Source organism: Acinetobacter sp. Ac_3412 (genome assembly GCF_013072675.1).
In the GTDB taxonomy this organism is placed as follows: domain Bacteria; phylum Pseudomonadota; class Gammaproteobacteria; order Pseudomonadales; family Moraxellaceae; genus Acinetobacter; species Acinetobacter higginsii.
The window spans coordinates 371,549-390,711 of the sequence record NZ_LXUJ01000011.1 but is presented as its reverse complement, the minus strand read 5'-3'; the positions used below and the strand labels follow the sequence as shown (position 1 = coordinate 390,711).

Below are 19,163 nucleotides of genomic sequence, written 5' to 3'. Positions count from 1 at the left end.
TTATTTAACTGTCAGCATCTTCTGATACACCTCTTTGAAAATTTCATAATCAATAAATTCGTTATGCTCGATTTTTAAAGACTGAATCGATTTTTCAGACAATTTATTCTTACGGGCATCCATATACACTTGCCCTAAGATATTTGCGGTTTGTCCAAGTAAAACTTTTTCCTCACTTGAAGCGCCATTCTCTTGTTCGAACTGGATTTGATATTGTTTGGCAAATAACTGCTGTGGCTGCTTATACTGCGCTTGTAGCTTTTTCCACGCTTGGCGATCTGTATCGCCACGCATAGCATCCAATACAATACGATTCACTGCTTGCCCCAATTTGTCATCAAACTGATCTTCATTTTCAAGATGATGTTTCTTCTGTAAAGCTTCAATGCTTTGCAGGGCTTTCCCTTGTGGATTATAAACCTCTTCATTGGCATACCAGTATGCATATACAGTGGCAATTTCTTGCAGCTCCTGGCTTGAAGAACGCTGTACAACCTGTGGTGTGCTTTCGGTCAATTTCGCAATGAATACTGCTTTATAGGTTTGATCGTAGGCATGCGTAGCATCATAGCGTTGTTCCGCAATGACTTTGAGTTGATCTTCCAAAGTCATGGTATATGGTTCTGCTGAACGTTCTTGAACCCCTGCTTGACCTAATTTCTCAGAGAAGCTATTCACTGCTTGTTCCAACATCGAGCCTTTGCTTGCTTCTGACCAACTCTTCGCACGTTTCAATTGTGCCTGATCAATTGGGGTGGCTTTACCATAATTTGAAATCAACATATCGGCTTTGACACTAAAACGTGACTTCAATTCAGATAAGCCATAGTTCAAATCATAATCGAGTTTAACCGCACGACCTTGGGCATCCAAGCCGACATCCATAACAAATGGATTTCGTTTTTCAACTGGTGGTAAAGCTTTTGCAATATCCGCTTGGTGCTTGATCCAAAGTGCCTTAAATGCCTGATCATCAATAAATTGATTTTGATCATATGTAGCAAACTGTTTTTCGACCGCTTGTAATTTAGTGATATAACTCAAGAAACCAGATTCTGCTTTCTGCTCACCAAAGACATCAATGTCATACATACTTTGGCAATACTGTGCATCGCCATATGTGGTTTTTGGCGTATTTTGCAGGGCTGTACATTGCTCCTCGGTTAAACCTGCCTGCTCGTCTTCAGCGACTGTGGCCTCGACCGTACTATCCGCAGCAGCCTCGGCATAGGCCTTCTGCGCTGCTTGTGTTACATCTTCCGCCGCATCTGCGCTCTCATCGGCATAATCTTCTTCGGCATCCTCCACACCAAAATGTTTATTCACCAACCGATACAGTTCTTGGCTAACCACACTGGCATCATCAGCCGAATCTTTTTTATCCAACAATGAAGCGGTTTTTCCTGATTTAGATGAACTTGCAGCATCAACTTCATTGGCAATCAGTTTCTCAAGATTCTCTTCTTTAATATTGAGAACACTTTGCATGAAGTATTTTTCATTGACTTTGCTATACAAATTGGCTTGTAAAATCAGCTCTTCAATCGAGCTTTTTAAACGAATCTTCTCGACCACACCGGCTGCTTGATCAGCAGAAGAAACCGGTAAGGCTTGAATGTTATTTTGATCTGCAAGACGATAATAGACGGCGCCAGAAGCTTTCACATATTCAGCAAATTTCTTGTAATCGACTTGCTTGAACATGTCCTGATACTTGGAAAAATCTAAATACGCCAGATTATTTTGACTATCTTTATTGACCAAATACGGCATCAAAGCAAAGTAATTGATATAAAACTTATAGTTATTTAAATCTAATACCATCGGCACTTTAGCTTGAACCAATAAAGTTGGTTTTTCATAACGGGCGGTTAAATTAAACGAACCCATTTTCTGACGATAATGCACTGAACCATCATATTCAAACTGCATGTCATTCAGAACATTGGCCACGATTTGGGTGAACTTATCGACTTTAGATTGGCCATAGATTTTTTGTTCTTGTGCAAGCGCAACATACAGCGCCTGTTTCTGTTTACTGTTTAAATTGACCTTTTGATCTCGTAAATATTGATCAACCTTTTGCTTGAGCGCTGCATCTAAAGATGCATTGTCTGCTTTGGTATTTGTATTATTTTGCTGTGGTTCAACATGAATATTAAATTTGCCACGGTAATCATAGCTTGGATATTCATACATCGCATTAATACTATTGATTGCCTTCTGTTCCAGATTGGTCGAAGCTGTATTGGTTTTAATGACATGTTGTGAACATGCAGAAAGACTTAGACCCATTAAGCATAAAGTTAAATATTTTATACGCATAGCTTTACCAAACACCTTTATATCATTATATTTTCAAGTATAAAATTGAGTACTTTTCACGTTTAAAATCAGTTTTGAGACCAATAGAAAAGTGATTTTTTTACAAATCTCCCTTTTAGGAAATTCGCTTTTCTGACATTCTTTTCCCTAGTGGTTATCAATGTATTTTTATCACCATTGTGAATAATCAAAGTATCGAAACAGATAATCCAAAATGATTCAAATACAGGATTAAGATTATGCCAGCTTATAAAGCCCCGCTCCGTGACATTCGTTTCTTAATGAACGAAATGTTAGATTATCCAGCACATTACCAAACTTTGACAAGTGGTCAAAATGCGGATGCTGAAACGGTTGATATGATTCTTGAAGGTGCAGCAGATTATTGCGAAAACGTACTTTCTCCGCTCAATCAATCAGGTGATGAAGAAGGTTGTACCTTTAACAACGGCGAAGTGACAACACCAAAAGGTTTTAAAGAAGCTTATGACCAATTCGTCATGGGTGGTTGGCAAGGTCTTTCTTATCCAGAAGAGTTTGGTGGTCAAGGCTTACCAATGTCTTTAAACCTGATCAAATCTGAAATGATGGGAACGGCGAACTGGTCATTCACCATGTATCCAGGTTTAAGTACTGGCTGTATGAACACGATCATGCAGTTTGGTACAGATGAGCAAAAAAATACCTATATGCCTAAATTGGTTGAAGGGACTTGGTCAGGCACGATGTGCTTAACTGAACCGCAATGTGGTACAGACTTAGGTCAAGTTAAAACTAAAGCAGAACCTGCTGCTGATGGTACATACAAAATTTCTGGTACTAAAATCTTCATCTCTGCAGGTGAGCACGATTTAACAGATAACATTATTCACATCGTACTTGCGCGTCTTCCAGATGCACCAGCAGGTACTCGTGGTATCTCTTTATTCATCGTACCTAAATTCATTCCAACTGCGGATGGTGGTGTAGGTGAACGTAATACTGTTTCTTGTGGTTCAATCGAACACAAGATGGGGATCAAAGCTTCTGCAACTGCAGTGCTTAACTTTGACAATGCAACAGGTTATCTGATCGGTGAAATCAACAAGGGTTTACATGCAATGTTTACCTTTATGAACACTGCGCGTATCGGTACAGCAGTTCAAGGTATTGCACATGCTGAACTTTCTTTCCAAGGTGCTTTACCTTATGCGAAAGATCGTATGTCTATGCGTGCCCTTTCTGGTAAAAAAGAACCTGAGCGTGTAGGTGATGCGATTATTCACCACGCTGACGTTCGTCGTATGTTGTTAACGCAAAAAGCAATTGCTGAAGGCGGTCGTTCAATGATCTATCATGCTGCAAAACTTGCAGACAAAATGACAGATGCATTGGTAAGTGGCGATCAAGCAGCGTATGAAGCTTATGATGACAAACTTGGTTTCTATACACCGATTCTTAAAGGCTTCTTAACTGAACTTGGCTTAGAAGCTGCAAACCACGGTATGCAAGTATACGGCGGTCATGGCTATATCCGTGAATGGGGTATGGAACAAATCGCACGTGATGCGCGTATCTCAACCTTGTACGAAGGTACCACAGGTATTCAAGCACTTGACTTGATTGGCCGTAAAGTACTTTTAAGCTCAAAAGGTAAAGTCGTTCGTGACTATACTGCTGAAATCTTGAAGTTCTGTGCTGCACATGCACGTAACAAGTACCTTCGTCGTTTTGCTTGGGACTTAACTAAGCTTTGCGCACAATGGAATACCCTAACTGTCCGTATCATGCTTGCTGCACGTAAAGACCGTGACATCGTTTCTTCAGCGTCGGTTGATTTCTTGATGTTCTCTGGCTATGTGATGATGGCTTATTTCTGGGCGCAACAAGCAGTGGTTGCTTCTGAGAAATTAGAAGCGGGTGACGGAATCGAAACACCTGAATTCTATAAAGCAAAAATCAAAGTTGCAGATTTCTACTTCGACCGTCTATTGCCACGTGCACAAGGCCATGCAGAATCTATGGTATCAACCTCTCGCACTTTGACTTCACTTGCACCTGAACACTTCAGCTTCGACTACTAATCGGAACTGCAATAAAAAAGAGCGCTAAATGCGCTCTTTTTTTATTTTGAATACAGATTATTTAATCAACTTTCTTAAATACATAGGCTTGTTCTGGGAATGGATACTCTTTAAAGAACTTACGATTCCGCCCATTATCGCCATTCCAGATCTTATCCAGATCCATCACCAAGTCTTGATTCGGACTCACTTGATAATACAAGTTAACATCCGCAGCATCACAGCGAATCATAATTTCATTTAGTTCTTTATGCACATGCCACTGTACTTGCTTACAGGTCTGCTCAATCTTGGCAATATTACGTGACGGATCTGAGCCAAGGCGGCTAAAACTGGTATTGGTCCAGAACACAGAACCGTCATCCATTAAATTCAGGATATATTCTGCTTCTTTCTCATTATTGACACAGCCTGCAAAGGCATCACTACAAGGGATACGTGCATGATAACGACCCGCATACACCAAATCGGCTTCTGAAGGTTTACTCAAATTATTTTTACGATCCGCAGAATACGGCAATGTTGCTTGGCCTGCCACTTGGGTCAGCGATAGCCCTTGCGCGTCAGATGCAAGCTGTTCTTCTTGTTCATCTGCAAGCACTTCACTCGTTTCACCACTCGGTTGCGTCTGGGGTTGTTGCTTTACTGGTTCTGGATGATGGCTATCACAAGCACTCAAACCCAAAATCAATAGAAGTCCTACACTAACATGCTGTAAGAATAACCTGAACTGCATATCCTAAATCTCTAACATCAACATCATTATCGCGTGCTTTTCATGAACTCGTCCTAAACTTCGGAAAATATAGGGATCATTTAAATGTTCGTCTATTCCCCAAAAGGGTAATAGCCAATGCGATAGGACTGAAATAGTAAATTGACAAAGCAGGATGCTTTAATTCGGTGCATTTTAGGCGATGCTGTCGGTTTTTCCATCAATGATTTACACAACTTAACTAATCTCCCATCTGTTTAAACTTTAAAAAGAGCAGTTCGCCCCTATTTCTTAATTAACAGCAGCTCAAACTAACACTATTTATTATTTTCACTGTTGTTTCATTAATTTAAGGAGAAAAACTCGATGGCCAACTCTGGTTTATATCGCTCAAACCAACAAAGCATGATCGCTGGTGTAATGGGCGGTATTGCGGAACGATTTGGTTGGAACGCAAATTTATTACGTCTGATCTTTGTTGTGATCTCACTCATGAGTGCAGCCTTCCCGGGTATTTTGGTGTATCTGATTTTATGGCTGGTCATTCCGAAACAGCAGCAAGCGCGTATTGATCACGTACAAGGCTATTCACAACCTGTAAAAACAGTGTATGAAGACCAAGGCATAAAACGTTAATTTTCGGTTACCTTTTTGGTCGCTACGGTTGAAATTACCCCTAATCCAACCGTAGCTTTTTTTTATCTAAATTCAGACCTGTCGATTCAACTGCTGTTGCAAGGCCGCAATCATATCGGCACGACTGATAATCCCGATTAAACGATGTTCCTCAACTACAGGAATATAGTTAAATGATTTCTCGACAAAATACGGCACCAAATCCTGAATCGGTTGTAACGGACTTACTGTCACAACTTTATGGCTCATAATCTGTCTGACATAGTGCTGCCAAGAGTTTCGTGGATCTGTTGCACCTTTAAACCACTCCACCACTTCATATAAGGCCAAAGTCCCGACCAAATGCTCATCGGCATTGACGACTGGTAAACTCATTAAATTCACGGCTTTAAACTTATCTAAGGCCTGATGAATATCATCATGCTCATGCAGTTTAATCACATCTCGGCTCATAATATCTTGGCAAACGAATGAGTTAATCAAGCGCTCGTTGGCATGCGATTGTGCTTCTAAAATGATTTTTTCTAAATCGTACTGACTAATATCCAATAGCTCAGTGTGATGCTCAAGCGCATATTCAATATCTTTTGGTTGAATTGAGACTTTCTGGGTGGGTGTCGGGTCTTTAGATCGCTCATTTACATGTGCTGTGATTGGATAATGGCGGCCAATCAAACGATTAAAAAACACTGCAAACACAAGCAATAAAATCGAATTAAGCAGAACTGGATACAAGATAAAATGAAAACCTAAGCGGTGTACAGCTTCGCCTCCTAAGACAGCAGTAATCGCAACTGCGCCACTTGGTGGATGCAAGGAGTCTGTGGTCATCATCACAAAAATTGCCAATCCAACAGCAACACTAAAAGCACTGGTCAGATCAGGCAGATATTGCGTACAGGCAACACCAATGAATCCTGCCAGTGTATTCCCCACAATAACATTCCAAGGCTGCGCCAACGGACTGTTGGGGACTGCAAATAGCAGCACAGAAGATGCACCCATCGGGGCGATATACCACGCATTCATGCCACCTAGGACATACCAGCTAATCAAGGAGGAAATCGCCAAACCACATAAAGCCCCGAGACCAGAGAGCATCCTCTCTTTTAAAGGCAGGACTTTATAATTCGGTTTTAGAAAATTTAGCCAGTCTGATTGGGTCAAGCTCACAATGCACCTTGCTGGATTTGCGTGGTTCTACTCGATGCAGCAGTATACGCCTACTCAGGCTTAAGGTGTATTTAAATTACAGTTTTAAATCATGATAAAAGCTGCTCAAGCTCAATTTAAATATTCTTTTAGCTGCTCCAATCGCTCTGCATATTTTTGCATCGGGCAGAACTCATACATCGGTGAGCCGATATAAGCACCTGCATTACGGCACTCTTGATCCACAAAATTTTTCCAGAGTTGCTGCGATTTCATAATGTCGTTATATCGTTCAGGCTGCTTATATTGCATGCTCTGAATTTTAATTTGATCCAGCAATTGTACGATCTGTTTGGTATAGAGTGTTTTAGCCCTTGTACTACAGATTTCCACCACTGCATTATTGATGTTACCCAACTTTAATTCTTGAATGGTTTCGTCAACACATTGGCTATAGGGATCAGTGGTTTTATCCTGTACTTTGGCAAAAGCATGAGCGCTCAAACACGTCATTGCAAACACTACAACGGTGAACATTAATTTAGTCATGGATCTGCTCTTTTGTTGTTCTCATATTTTTTATCATAATCAAAAAATCACGCCCATACTGATTTTTTATTCTCCTATCTTCTACGAATATTGGTCACCATGACATCCATTTTTCAAACAACAGACATCCCCTCAAATGAATTTTTCATTCAGATAACGCCAATAACGTTTCGGCAAATATTGCACATGTAATTTGATATTTTGGCGTGCTTTAATATTGATACTATTAAAATAATCTTTCCAAAGCTGATCGTATAAAACTTCCTGCTCATCAAGCTGCAACTGGAAGTTTTGGCTACCGCCATTTTGAATATTGCGATCGATCTCATTTGCATCCATATAGACTTCATGGACATCGAGCAGATCATAATAGAGTCCATATTTACGTTGCTCATCATAAATCAGCCAACGTTGATCCTGATAACGACGCCTAAAATGCGGCTGAATCAAAGGCAATACATTAAAATCGGGACGAACTAAACTTAAAAATATCCCATCTGTGGTTTTCTTAAACCGTACAAAAGCCTCCATCCGATGCTTTTCACGTCCTACTTTTTTGGTCCATTGAGAAATGGCCAACACACTCGGATGTAAATAGTCTTTTTCTATAGAATGCTGCTGTTGAAAGACATAAATACAGTAATTAAATACATGCTGGTAGGCATCAAGTGACTCAGATAGAAAAGCAAAATAAATCTGCTTTAATGCAGCTTTAGACAGTTTTCGTTGTAAAGCAGACCAAACCCGTTGTGCATATTGCTCATGACTCGGAACCTCAATGACTTCAGAAAACAAGCCATGTTGTGCGCCATCCAATAAACTGAGCTGCACCTGAAACTCTTTAAACTGAAAGGCACGAAATACGCAGCTCAGCAAGCCTGCCATTGAACCATCAAAATAATAGCTCAGTTGCTTATTCAACATTGTTAAAACCCTAAACTCAACTGAGGTGAAAGCGGCTTGATATATTTAGATGAGCCTTGGGTCAAAATCTGCTGACGAATAAAGCCAGCTGAAAGTTCTTTCTGAAAGCGAGGACTGTCTTCACAACGAATAAAATATTGTGCACGAGAATAAGCGACACCTAACTGTTTTAACAGGTCGATGTGGATTTTGCCAAAACGACGCGCCTGTACAATTTTCTTGGCTGATTTCACCCCGATACCCGGCACACGCAAAATCATGGCGTAATCAGCACGATTTAAATCCACAGGAAAATGCTCTGGATGCCGCAATGCCCAACTGAGTTTCGGGTCGACATCCAAATCCAAATGTGGGAATCGCTCATTCACAATTTCATTGACCTGAAAACCATAAAAACGCATCAACCAATCACTTTGATAAAGCCGATTTTCTCGTAGCAACGGTGGTGCAGAGCCAACCGCAGGCAAATAATTATTCTCGGTATTAATCGGAATATAGCCTGAGAAATAGACCCGTTTTAATTTAAATTCTTTGTAATGTCGATCTGCCATAAACAGCACATCTTGATCCGTTTCCTGATGCGCTCCCACCACCATCTGCGTAGTCTGCCCTGCGGGGACATATTTCGGCACATGCTTGATAATCTGACGTTCATCTTTAAGCTGAATCAAGCGATCTCGAACCAGCCCCAAATCTTTTTGTACTTCTTGATGCGACTTTTCAGGCGCAAAGGCTTTTAAACCGACCTCGGTTGGCATTTCCAGATTGATGCTCATTCGGTCGGCATACAGACCCGCTTCATGAATCAATTCAGGTGAAGCTCCCGGAATGGTTTTAAGATGAATATAACCATTAAAATTTTCTTCTAAGCGTAGTTTCTTCACCACCTGCAGCATGCGCTCCATGGTGTGGTCGGCTGACTTGAAAATACCTGAGCTGAGAAACAGCCCTTCAATATAATTACGTCGATAGAAATTAATGGTCAGGTCAACCACTTCCTGTACCGTAAATGCAGCTCTTTTCACATCATTGGAACGGCGTGACACACAATAGGCGCAATCAAAAATACAGACATTACTGAACAGGATTTTCAGCAGAGAAACACAGCGTCCATCTTCGGTATAGCTATGGCAAATCCCTGCCCGACTCGCGTCGCCTAGACCTTTGTCTTTATTTTTACGGTCACTACCACTGGAGGAACAGGACACATCATATTTGGCAGCGTCCGCTAAAATTTGCAGCTTTTCACGAATGCGATCAGACATTTCAAACGGCCTGAGGAGAACAAAAGATATCGTTTAAAAATTAGCATTTCAAAGTTGTGAAATTAAGAGCATATGAGATGCAATACGTCATGAGGTGACGTATAGTTATGGATCGAGGATTTGTGATGATCAAAATTCAGATAATTCAATGTAATAGCTTGATTAACTCCACACCAAAATATAAACAATTGAAATAAATAAAGATTTAAAACAGCATGAACCCCATACTTCAAAAACTTGCGCAACCATTCATTCAAAAACTTATTGTCAGCAAAGCACAAATTTGGCGCTGTTTGATCCAAACACCCTTCTATGCAGGTATTCCCATCTATTTTATATTGGTCGCTTTTTTTGCACCTGATCATTACTTTTCCATAGAAATATTCAAAGTATTCTATGAGATGCTCTTGGCTGTCCTGTACATTGCATTGATCTATTTCGTTCTTGTTTTTCTTCCAACCTATTTTGTGCAGCTGTTGCTACGAAAATACCAAGTGCTGCATTTCTTTTCCATTATGGCTTATGCCCTTTTATTTACTGTTATTGTCCCTAGCCTAATCATCATTTTCAATACCGCTCAAATCAATATTGTCCCATTCAGATTCTTTGTTCTTCTCTGTTTTTTCTCTCTTACATTTGCCGTGACGAATTGGATTCTATTAGTCAGAACAGCAAATAAATCTAAAAGCTGTTCAAAGCTGAAATTCCCCAACTAGCCTTTGCCACTCACCACCAAAATCCTTATACTTAACCACAATTTTTGTTTGATTCCAGTGGATGCACCATGAGTCGTGCTATATCGCATATTGATACATTTCAGGGCTTAATTCTTGCCCTACAAAACTATTGGGCGGAGCAAGGCTGCGTCGTATTACAACCATATGATATGGAAATGGGTGCAGGTACTTTCCACACTGCGACCTTCTTACGTGCATTGGGGCCAGAAACTTGGAACGCGGCTTATGTTCAACCATCACGTCGTCCGAAAGACGGTCGTTATGGCGAGAACCCTAACCGTTTACAACACTACTATCAGTTCCAAGTGGTACTTAAACCAAACCCAGACAATATCCAACAGCTTTATCTTGATTCATTAAAAGCAATTGGCATTGATACCCTCACTCACGACATTCGTTTCGTAGAAGACAACTGGGAATCTCCAACGCTTGGTGCATGGGGCTTAGGTTGGGAAGTTTGGTTAAATGGTATGGAAGTGACTCAGTTCACTTACTTCCAGCAAGTCGGTGGTATTGAATGTTACCCAGTGACAGGTGAAATCACTTATGGCTTAGAACGTCTGGCCATGTACCTTCAAGGGGTAGACTCAGTTTACGATCTGGTTTGGACCAAAGGCCAATTCGGTACCGTAACTTATGGTGATGTATTCCATCAAAACGAAGTTGAGCAATCAACCTATAACTTCGAATACGCACCAGTCGACAAGATGTTTGAATTGTTTGACTTCTATGAAGCAGAAGCCTCTCGTTTAATCGAAGCTGAATTGCCACTTCCTGCTTACGAGCAAGTGATCAAAGCATCGCATTGCTTTAACTTGCTGGATGCGCGTGGTGCGATTTCGGTAACTGAACGTCAACGTTATATTTTACGTGTTCGTACTTTGGCGCGTTCAATTGCACAAAGTTACGTGGCTGCCCGCGCGAAACTTGGTTTCCCAATGGCAGAACCACATTTGCGTGATGAAGTATTGGCTCAACTTAAAGCACAAGTTGAAGCAGAAGCAGCCCAAGCTGAAAAAGCGAAGGAGAATAAATAATGACTAAGCATACAGTTTTATTCGAACTTGGCTGTGAAGAACTTCCACCAAAAAGCTTAAAAACTTTGCGTGATGCACTTAAAGCAGAAACGGAAAAAGGCCTAAAAGATGCAGGTTTAAACTTCGCTGCGATCGAAGCATATGCTGCACCACGTCGTTTAGCCTTGAAAATTGTTGATATCGATGCGGCTCAAGCAGACACGCAAAAACGTTTTGATGGCCCTGCTGTACAAGCGGCTTATGATGCTGAAGGCAAACCGACCAAAGCACTTGAAGGCTTTATGCGCGGTCAAGGTATCACGGTTGACCAACTTTCAACTTTCCAAGCAGGTAAAGTTGAAAAAGTTTGCTTCTTGAAAGATGTCAAAGGTCAAAGTCTTGATGCTTTGCTTCCACAAATTTTACAGACCGCATTGGATAACTTGCCAATCGCAAAACGTATGCGTTCAGCGGCAAGCCGTACTGAATTCGTACGCCCAGTAAAATGGGTGGTATTGCTGAAAGATGATCAAGTGGTTGAAGCAACCATTCAAGATCATAAAGCAGGTAATGTGACTTATGGCCATCGTTTCCATGCACCTGAAGCCGTGACTTTGGCGCATGCAAATGACTACTTGGCGACTTTAGAACAAGCCTATGTGGTTGCGAATTTCGAAAAGCGTCAAGCGACCATTCAAGCACAAGTCAAAACGTTGGCAGATGAAGTCAATGCGACTGCAATTGTGCCAGCAGACTTGCTTGATGAAGTAACAAGTCTGGTTGAATGGCCTGTTGCTTTACGTGCAACTTTTGAAGAGCGTTATTTGGCTGTTCCTCAAGAAGCTTTGATTACCACCATGCAGGATAACCAGAAGTATTTCTGCTTAATCAATGCCGAAGGTAAATTACAGCCTTACTTCATTACTATTTCAAATATTGAGTCGAAAGATCCGATTCAAATTATTGAAGGGAATGAGAAAGTTGTACGTCCTCGTTTGTCTGATGCTGAATTCTTCTTCTTACAAGACCAAAAGCAACCGCTTGCGTCGCGTAAAGAAAAATTAGCCAATATGGTATTCCAAGCACAATTGGGCACACTTTGGGATAAATCAGAACGTATTGCTAAATTAGCGGTGGCATTGTCTCCAATTACGGGTGCAAATGTGGCTGATGCTGAGAAAGCTGCGTTACTTGCGAAATGTGACTTAACCTCTGAACTTGTGGGTGAATTCCCAGAACTTCAAGGGATTGCAGGCACTTATTATGCGCGCCTTGAAGGTGAAAATAATGAAGTTGCCGAAGCTTTAGGTGAGCAGTATTTACCTAAATTTGCTGGTGATGTATTACCGCAAACCAAGACAGGTACAACCATTGCCCTTGCGGATCGTTTAGACACATTGGTCGGTATTTTCGGTATTGGTCAAGCACCAACAGGTTCTAAAGATCCATTTGCATTACGTCGTTCTGCAATCGGTATCTTACGTTTAATCATCGAAAATGAACTTGATGTGACCATTGAAGAATTGGTTAACTTTGCATTGCAAGGCTATGGCGACATCATTAAAGATCACGATAAAACCCGTACGGATGCAGTTGCATTCCTTGAAGGTCGTTACCGTGCCAAATATGAAGACCAAGGCGTTGCCGTTGATGTGATTCAAGCGGTTCAAGCACTTGCACCAAAATCTCCTCTTGATTTTGACAAGCGTGTGACTGCGGTCAATCATTTCCGTACATTGCCAGAAGCGGCTGCATTGGCTGCGGCAAATAAACGTGTTGCCAATATTCTTGCTAAAGAAGCGACACCTGAAGGTGCTGTGGTTGAAGCCAATCTGGTTGAAGCTGCTGAAAAAGCGCTTTATGCAGAATTGTCTGCCCTCTCTCCAGTAGTTCAGCCTTTACTTGCTGCGCGTAATTATACCGAAGCATTGTCTAAGCTTGCTGCGCTTCGTGCACCAATCGATGCCTTCTTTGAAGGTGTAATGGTCATGGCAGATGATGCAGAATTAAAAGCCAACCGTTTACGTTTACTCGCTCAGTTGCGTGATTTGTTCACGGCAATTGCAGATGTAAGTGTATTGCAGGGTTAAGCTCTCAGCTCATCTTCAATAAAGGGATCTTTTATAGATCCCTTTATTCTTTCTCACTAGAAATTCATCCTTTATACATAACTGTATCAATTTCATCTCATCCCCACTCTTTTCTTCAATCCAACGATAAGATATAAAATCTCGATTGCGACACTATCGTGGAAAGGACAGACAAGATGATGAATAAAGTACAACTATTATGTGTTACGACTGCACTGATTGCATCGTCTTCGCTCTGGGCAGCGGACACAACTAGCACCACAAGCAATGCTTCTAATGCTGTGCCTGAAAAAGCCATGCCCTATGGTGACAATCCAAGCCTAGGTCGTATCTTGTTATATAAAACAGGTAAAGGCATGCAGAATTTGGGCGACTCAATCCAAGGCGCATCTGATAACACCTCACAAAAGATCAGTGAAAGATGGCAAGACACCAAGAAATATACGGAAGAACAATCTGAAGTTGTTCAAGCACAAACTGAAAAAGCCAAACAATACACAGCCAAGAAATGGCAAGACACCAAAGATGCGGTGGTGGGCACCAATGAAGGCAATGTCCCGATCGAGCGTGCTGAACTGAGTCAGTCTTCAAAAAATTAAACCCAAAAACCTCTACACCGTAGAGGTTTTTTATTTCTTCAAATACATCTAGCCTGATCATCTGAAATATCATTTTCTAAAGACTGCGCTGTTATAGTGATTTGAAAAATAGGCTTTAAATTTACAGTGTACGCTCAAAACATTCATTGAACTTCACGGGTTTTGCCGACACACTAAACCGCATAAATTCATCGGACTGGAATTTTGCACATGACGCAACGCACTTTCAAAATAATTCTTCTTTCCTGCATCAGTGCAATCAGTTTTACTGCTTGCTCAGCACTTTCGACACAGAACAATGGCGTACAAACATTACAGCAAGTGAAGAATATTGGTGCCACACCATCCACTGAAGGTAATATTGCAAAATTGATCAAACAAGACCAACACTGCAACATCGAATTCACGGGATATTTTGATGGTGGTCAGGCGGTTGAGCATTGGAGCTTTAACCAAAATGGTTTAATTTCAGCAAGCTCTACCACTCAACACTATAAAGATAAAACGCTTGCTCAACCAACAACCGCGACCGCCTTTGATGTGCAAGATGCCACTGTTCAAGCCAATTTTCAAAAACTACAAAGTAACTTTAGTGCAGATAAGCTAGCACAATGTCATTAAGCACATAAAAAGACTCGTTGCATCTATCTCTAGCTGCAACGAGTCATGGCTTTTTAAACTATTTTTGGATCGATCTTTAAACTATAAAATCATCTTAATTTGAACTGAGTCCGCTGGTTGCAGACAGTAAATCAATACGTGGGAACACCAAACCAGTTCGCGTATCTGTAATTGGCTTACCTGTTACTTTCAAACGATTTACGGTTTGATCGATAGTCTCTGATGGTGTCACGCCATTAGCACGTAATAATGCGATTGCCCCTGCAACATGAGGCGCTGCCTGTGAAGTTCCACCTTGAGTTTCCCCACCCGCAGTAATCATTGCGCCTGGTGCCAATAAAGTCACCAATGAGCCACCATTACTAAAGCATGTGATTTTATCTGCTGCTGTGGTTGGATCAGAGCATTTCAAAGGATTGCCCCAAGACACACCACCAATATTACTGTCATACACCGCGCCTACGCGTACTGCACCTTTCACACAGGCAGGCGAAGAAATCCCATCAGCGAAGGCATCATTACCCGAAGCGACTACAGGTACAACACCTGCTGCACGCGCATTGGCAAAAGCCGTACTATAGCTGCTATTGCTACATTCAGAGGTATATTTGACCCCAGGTACACCCAAGCTTAAATTAATCGCTTTAATGTTATAGGTTTGTGCATTATTTACCGCCCAGTTAATGCCTGCCAGAATATCACTGTCATAAGCGGTACTTGCCCATTGCCCTTGTGATCGAACTTTTCTAAACACATCAATCCCAATAATTTTGGTTTTAGATGCAACTTTGGCAACAATCCCAGAAACGTTACTGCCATGTCCATCATCATCCAAGCTATTGTCATCAGGTGCGCTATCAAAGGCATAGACCACACGACATGTTGAAGCTGGGGTATTGACTGCGGTACAGCCAAAGTCAGCATGTTTATAATTCACCCCAGTATCAATCACCACCACACTCGAACCCTCCCCTGTAAAGCCATTTGTGACCGCTTGAGGTTGGTTAATTAAAGGTAGACTTTCCATTGTGGTCGGGACATTTTTACGGTTTGGATAAACACCCTTTACCGTCGGATCATTTAACACCTGCGCTAAGGTTTCACGATTTTGAATACGATATAAGCCCAAAGGCAAACCATTAAACTCACGCAAGGTCTGAAAACCTGCTGCGTTGCTAAATTTATTTTTAAACTGACTTTTACCATCCGCGATCAGGCTACGTTTTTCTCGCCCTAAAGTAGTGCTCGTTGCACTGCTATCGTATTCAATCAGTAGATCATTTGAGTCATTGTCGACTAAGGCATCAATATTAATTTTGCCATTCGACACTTTATTTAATGCTGCGGTGCTGAGTCGTTGTTTGAGTTGGACAGCATCGAGTGCTGCGGCAGAGGCTGTAGTGGTATAAAAAGCACACAAGCTTAAAAGTAGTAAGGTTTTATTGTTCACTATTGATCTCCATCGTTCTTGGATAAAGAACGGTTCTTAATATCTGTTTTTCTTGGATAAAAGAAGCCCAGACGATTTAAAGTTTTTTAATTTCATTGGCTGGATCAGTGTCAGGATCAATCGGTTGTATCGAAGGATCGCTTTTCGTATCGTAAAATTGGGTATCTTTTTGGGTTGTCTCCAATTTTTTCAACATATGTGATGTGGTATGTTCGGTTGTGTTCACCTCCTGTTTACTTGAAACGGTTGAAATATTCCCTGAATGATCAGGGCTGATCTGATAAATTGCGGTATCATCCGTTGAACTGGTCGGTTCGGCAGGTTCAAAGTAGAAAACCACCACACCCAGTGCAATCAATACAATTAAAAATGCTGCAATCTGTTTCATTGATCTTCTCCAGCGCTTTATTTACTGGCCATTACTTGGTTTTCAATTCTTTTTCTATAAATAATGCGAATACAATTTAAGATTCACTTTAAATTTCATCTATATCTTTAATTAAAATACGATTCGAATCGTAAATTTATCTAAAAACAAAATGACGCTATCGCTTAATCGTGTACTGCAACAAATGCAGTGAATGCAACAAAGAAGCATCTTGTGAGAAAATGAAATCACCCAAAAAAGTGCAATCATTATTTCACATAGTTATACCAAGCAATAAAAATGCCATTTTTTTGATCTTTTTTAAACCTGTTTAAAGCTATTTATTTATTCATAATTTTCATATTCATTTTGTTAAAACATAACTAGAAGAGTAGCTATATTATTACCATTACTTTTCTCAAAATTGATTTACTACAATAATTTATATTAATTAAAAAACTATACTTTTCACGTGCTTATCAGTATAAATAATCTCCACAATTTCTCTCCAGATTGTTTTTAAGCTGTAATCTGGTTGTAACGTTTGATGAAAATCACACATTTCTGTTTTTTTGCTCGCTATGATGCAGTTGCGTTAATGAAGTACCCCAATACGGTACATCGCTTAAGGAAATTGCAATGAAAAAAATGATCAAAACAGCTATCGTGACAACAAGTATCCTCGCTTCTGCTTCAGTTTTTGCACAGAACGTTGGGGCGAATGCCAGCGGCTCAGCTCAAGTCAATGTACAACCGAGCGGCCTGATTAAAGGCGTAACGGGTGCAGTGAAAGGCACAGCACAAGGTGTGGGTCAAGTGGCTCAAGGTGTTGGTCATACTGCACATAATGTCGGTCATGCTGCTGTAAATACAGGTGTTGCAGCTACGCATCAAACAGTTAATGCGGCAACAAATGTTGGCTCTAAAGTCGCGAATAAAACAGGCGAAGTCGTAAAAAATACCAAAGACTATGCTGTAGACAAGGCAGTTGATGGTAAAGAATTCGCTGCAGATACCACAGCAAATGTAAAACAGCGTATTGCGGATAAACAGGCAACTTCAAAATCTAAATCATTGAATTTGGAAGCACAAACCAATGCCAAAGCACAATTGAATGGCAAAACAGCTGGTGTAAATGCTCAAACAGGTTTGAATGCTGATAAAAAGAACCTGCAAACAGGTGCAAATGTGGGTGTTAAAGTGTTAGGCGTAAATGCCAACGTCAATACCAATGCAAAAATTGGTGCGAATTAATAGTCAGTAAGATATAAAAAAAGCCCTTTGAACATTCAAAGGGCTTTTTTATTGTCATCGCAATGTTCAGCAAAGTTGTAGCTTGGTTTGCTCGTCCGCATTATTCTCAACGAATTGAGTAAAGCCAGATGCATCACAACTTAAAGTCAGTTGTTTATAGCTCAAACTATAAAAATCTGCATAGTGTTTAAACACCAACGGCGATTGATCCAGTGCAAAGGGTTCACCCTCTTTGACCAATTTATGAATCCCACGATCATTCATACTCAATAAATAATATTCATCATTCAATCTGAGCTTCACCAAGCTATTGGCAGTCAAATTTAATGGCAATAGATAAGCTGGATTGGCTGCAATAATCTCAGCGCTATAGCACTCTAATTTCAAGCTTGCCAAATTAAAGACCAAAAACTGATTCTGTACATTGACCACATTGCCAGATTCTGTCTCTGCATGTTGTGCAAAATGTAGATGTACGCCCAGCTTATGTAAATTCTGTTCAGTGCCTTGTTTTAGCTTAAACAGCTGCTGTACCAGTTTTTGTTTAAGTACCGCATCAAAATAACGCTCATCTAAGGCAATGTCGTTCTGTTGCAGTATTTTTAATAAAGCTTGATGATGGTGCGGCAACAAAGCATCCAACACATGACGATAATAGAATTTGCTTTGCTTCTTAACTTCTCGAACCCGCTGATAGAAATAAGTGATCTCAAATGGTTTAACCACAAAATCATTCAGCAACTGGGAACTTGCTAAAACAGAAAGTGCTTCATGGCCTGTAAATGGCAAATGAATCACATGCATTTTAGGTAATAAAGGTTGGATCTTTAAGAAATGCTCTTTATCTTCTGCATAGTATGGATCGTAGACAATGATGTACTCACGCGATGAATCGACTTCATCTGCCTGAATTTGCATGTCTTGATGGATAGACGCATCAAAAAACTCAGCATAACGGCGATCCTGTACCACATCAGGGTCAATGGAATACTGTGGCACAAAAGCCACAATCTTTTGCATATTCAATAAATTTGAATACTTGATTGCAGCATAGCCACCCATTGAGCCGCCATAGCCGACAATGCCTTTAAATTGCTGCAAAATCGGTTGAATCTGCTGCTGCATCTGAAGCATGCTACTTTTCGGAAACCATGATTTCTGCTTCGGCATAATGCCGATCACATTGTATTGATATTTTATTAAGGATTTTTCAGCATTAATTGACATGCCTTTAGCGCGACTAATCAAATCGCCAAACGAAATCACTAAAGTGTCACTTGAACCTTTTAAAAAAATAACGCGAATATGCTCATCTTCAAATATTATTTGCTTATCCATGCTCACACTGAAAAGTTGATCCTAGGTCTGTAGCAAAAAGTCACCAAATGATGGCTTTGCCA

16 protein-coding genes are annotated in these 19,163 nt (G+C 40.6%); 7 read left to right on the top strand and 9 right to left on the bottom strand.

Translation table 11 applies throughout. The annotated features are described in order from the left end of the window. Positions 1–2,325: a hypothetical protein gene (locus tag A7P54_RS14590; RefSeq protein ID WP_171550013.1), complete on the bottom strand. Its 2,325-nt coding sequence runs from the start codon at positions 2,323–2,325 to the stop codon at positions 1–3. 239 nt (positions 2,326–2,564) lie between these two features. On the opposite strand from A7P54_RS14590, the gene A7P54_RS14585 reads away from it, so the two are divergent. Continuing rightward, positions 2,565–4,388, top strand: a complete 1,824-nt coding sequence (locus A7P54_RS14585; protein WP_004804056.1) for an acyl-CoA dehydrogenase C-terminal domain-containing protein — start codon at positions 2,565–2,567, stop codon at positions 4,386–4,388. A 61-nt stretch (positions 4,389–4,449) separates the two neighbouring features. On the opposite strand, the gene A7P54_RS14580 is transcribed toward A7P54_RS14585, so the two are convergent. Then, positions 4,450–5,124, bottom strand: a complete 675-nt coding sequence (locus A7P54_RS14580; RefSeq protein ID WP_004804055.1) for a hypothetical protein — start codon at positions 5,122–5,124, stop codon at positions 4,450–4,452. A gap of 345 nt (positions 5,125–5,469) precedes the next feature. Between A7P54_RS14580 and A7P54_RS14575 the strand changes: the two genes are divergently transcribed. After that, positions 5,470–5,739: a PspC domain-containing protein gene (locus A7P54_RS14575; protein ID WP_004804053.1), complete on the top strand. Its 270-nt coding sequence runs from the start codon at positions 5,470–5,472 to the stop codon at positions 5,737–5,739. A gap of 72 nt (positions 5,740–5,811) precedes the next feature. Here the strand turns inward: A7P54_RS14575 and A7P54_RS14570 are convergent, their stop codons facing one another. From A7P54_RS14570 to A7P54_RS14555, 4 genes are all read right to left on the bottom strand, one after another. Continuing rightward, on the bottom strand, positions 5,812–6,912 hold the full coding sequence (locus tag A7P54_RS14570; RefSeq protein ID WP_005317924.1) for an HPP family protein: 1,101 nt from the start codon (positions 6,910–6,912) through the stop codon (positions 5,812–5,814). Positions 6,913–7,023: 111 nt separating this feature from the next. After that, the gene (locus A7P54_RS14565; RefSeq protein ID WP_005317922.1) at positions 7,024–7,440 is read right to left on the bottom strand and encodes a lysozyme inhibitor LprI family protein; all 417 of its coding nucleotides are present in this window, start codon (positions 7,438–7,440) and stop codon (positions 7,024–7,026) included. Positions 7,441–7,572: 132 nt separating this feature from the next. Then, on the bottom strand, positions 7,573–8,364 hold the full coding sequence (locus tag A7P54_RS14560) for a TIGR03915 family putative DNA repair protein (RefSeq protein WP_171550012.1): 792 nt from the start codon (positions 8,362–8,364) through the stop codon (positions 7,573–7,575). A 2-nt stretch (positions 8,365–8,366) separates the two neighbouring features. Continuing rightward, positions 8,367–9,629, bottom strand: coding sequence for a putative DNA modification/repair radical SAM protein (locus A7P54_RS14555; RefSeq protein WP_005317916.1), 1,263 nt, complete (start codon positions 9,627–9,629; stop codon positions 8,367–8,369). Between the two features lie 784 nt (positions 9,630–10,413). Here A7P54_RS14555 and glyQ point away from each other — a divergent pair. From glyQ to A7P54_RS14535, 4 genes are all read left to right on the top strand, one after another. Next, on the top strand, positions 10,414–11,403 hold the full coding sequence (gene glyQ, locus A7P54_RS14550) for a glycine--tRNA ligase subunit alpha (protein WP_004775941.1): 990 nt from the start codon (positions 10,414–10,416) through the stop codon (positions 11,401–11,403). After that, positions 11,403–13,472 carry a glycine--tRNA ligase subunit beta gene (glyS, locus tag A7P54_RS14545; protein ID WP_171550011.1) on the top strand — a complete coding sequence of 690 codons (2,070 nt, stop codon included), beginning with the start codon at positions 11,403–11,405 and terminating at the stop codon, positions 13,470–13,472. Before glyQ ends, glyS begins: the two co-directional genes overlap by 1 nt. A gap of 176 nt (positions 13,473–13,648) precedes the next feature. Then, positions 13,649–14,071: a hypothetical protein gene (locus tag A7P54_RS14540; protein ID WP_005201257.1), complete on the top strand. Its 423-nt coding sequence runs from the start codon at positions 13,649–13,651 to the stop codon at positions 14,069–14,071. A gap of 210 nt (positions 14,072–14,281) precedes the next feature. Then, positions 14,282–14,692 (top strand): hypothetical protein, encoded by a 411-nt coding sequence (locus tag A7P54_RS14535; protein ID WP_171550010.1) that lies wholly within the window; start codon positions 14,282–14,284, stop codon positions 14,690–14,692. Between the two features lie 94 nt (positions 14,693–14,786). Here the strand turns inward: A7P54_RS14535 and A7P54_RS14530 are convergent, their stop codons facing one another. After that, complete coding sequence (locus A7P54_RS14530; protein ID WP_005201260.1) at positions 14,787–16,142, bottom strand: S8 family serine peptidase; 1,356 nt, start codon at positions 16,140–16,142, stop codon at positions 14,787–14,789. Positions 16,143–16,218: 76 nt separating this feature from the next. Beyond that, positions 16,219–16,530 (bottom strand): hypothetical protein, encoded by a 312-nt coding sequence (locus A7P54_RS14525; protein WP_004804031.1) that lies wholly within the window; start codon positions 16,528–16,530, stop codon positions 16,219–16,221. A gap of 618 nt (positions 16,531–17,148) precedes the next feature. On the opposite strand from A7P54_RS14525, the gene A7P54_RS14520 reads away from it, so the two are divergent. Then, a complete protein-coding gene (locus A7P54_RS14520) occupies positions 17,149–17,763 on the top strand; it encodes a hypothetical protein (RefSeq protein ID WP_005185396.1) in 615 nt (204 codons plus the stop codon). A gap of 66 nt (positions 17,764–17,829) precedes the next feature. On the opposite strand, the gene A7P54_RS14515 is transcribed toward A7P54_RS14520, so the two are convergent. Next, entirely contained in the window at positions 17,830–19,101 is a 1,272-nt protein-coding gene (locus tag A7P54_RS14515; protein WP_171550009.1) for a hypothetical protein, read from the bottom strand. Between the last annotated feature and the right edge of the window lie 62 nt (positions 19,102–19,163).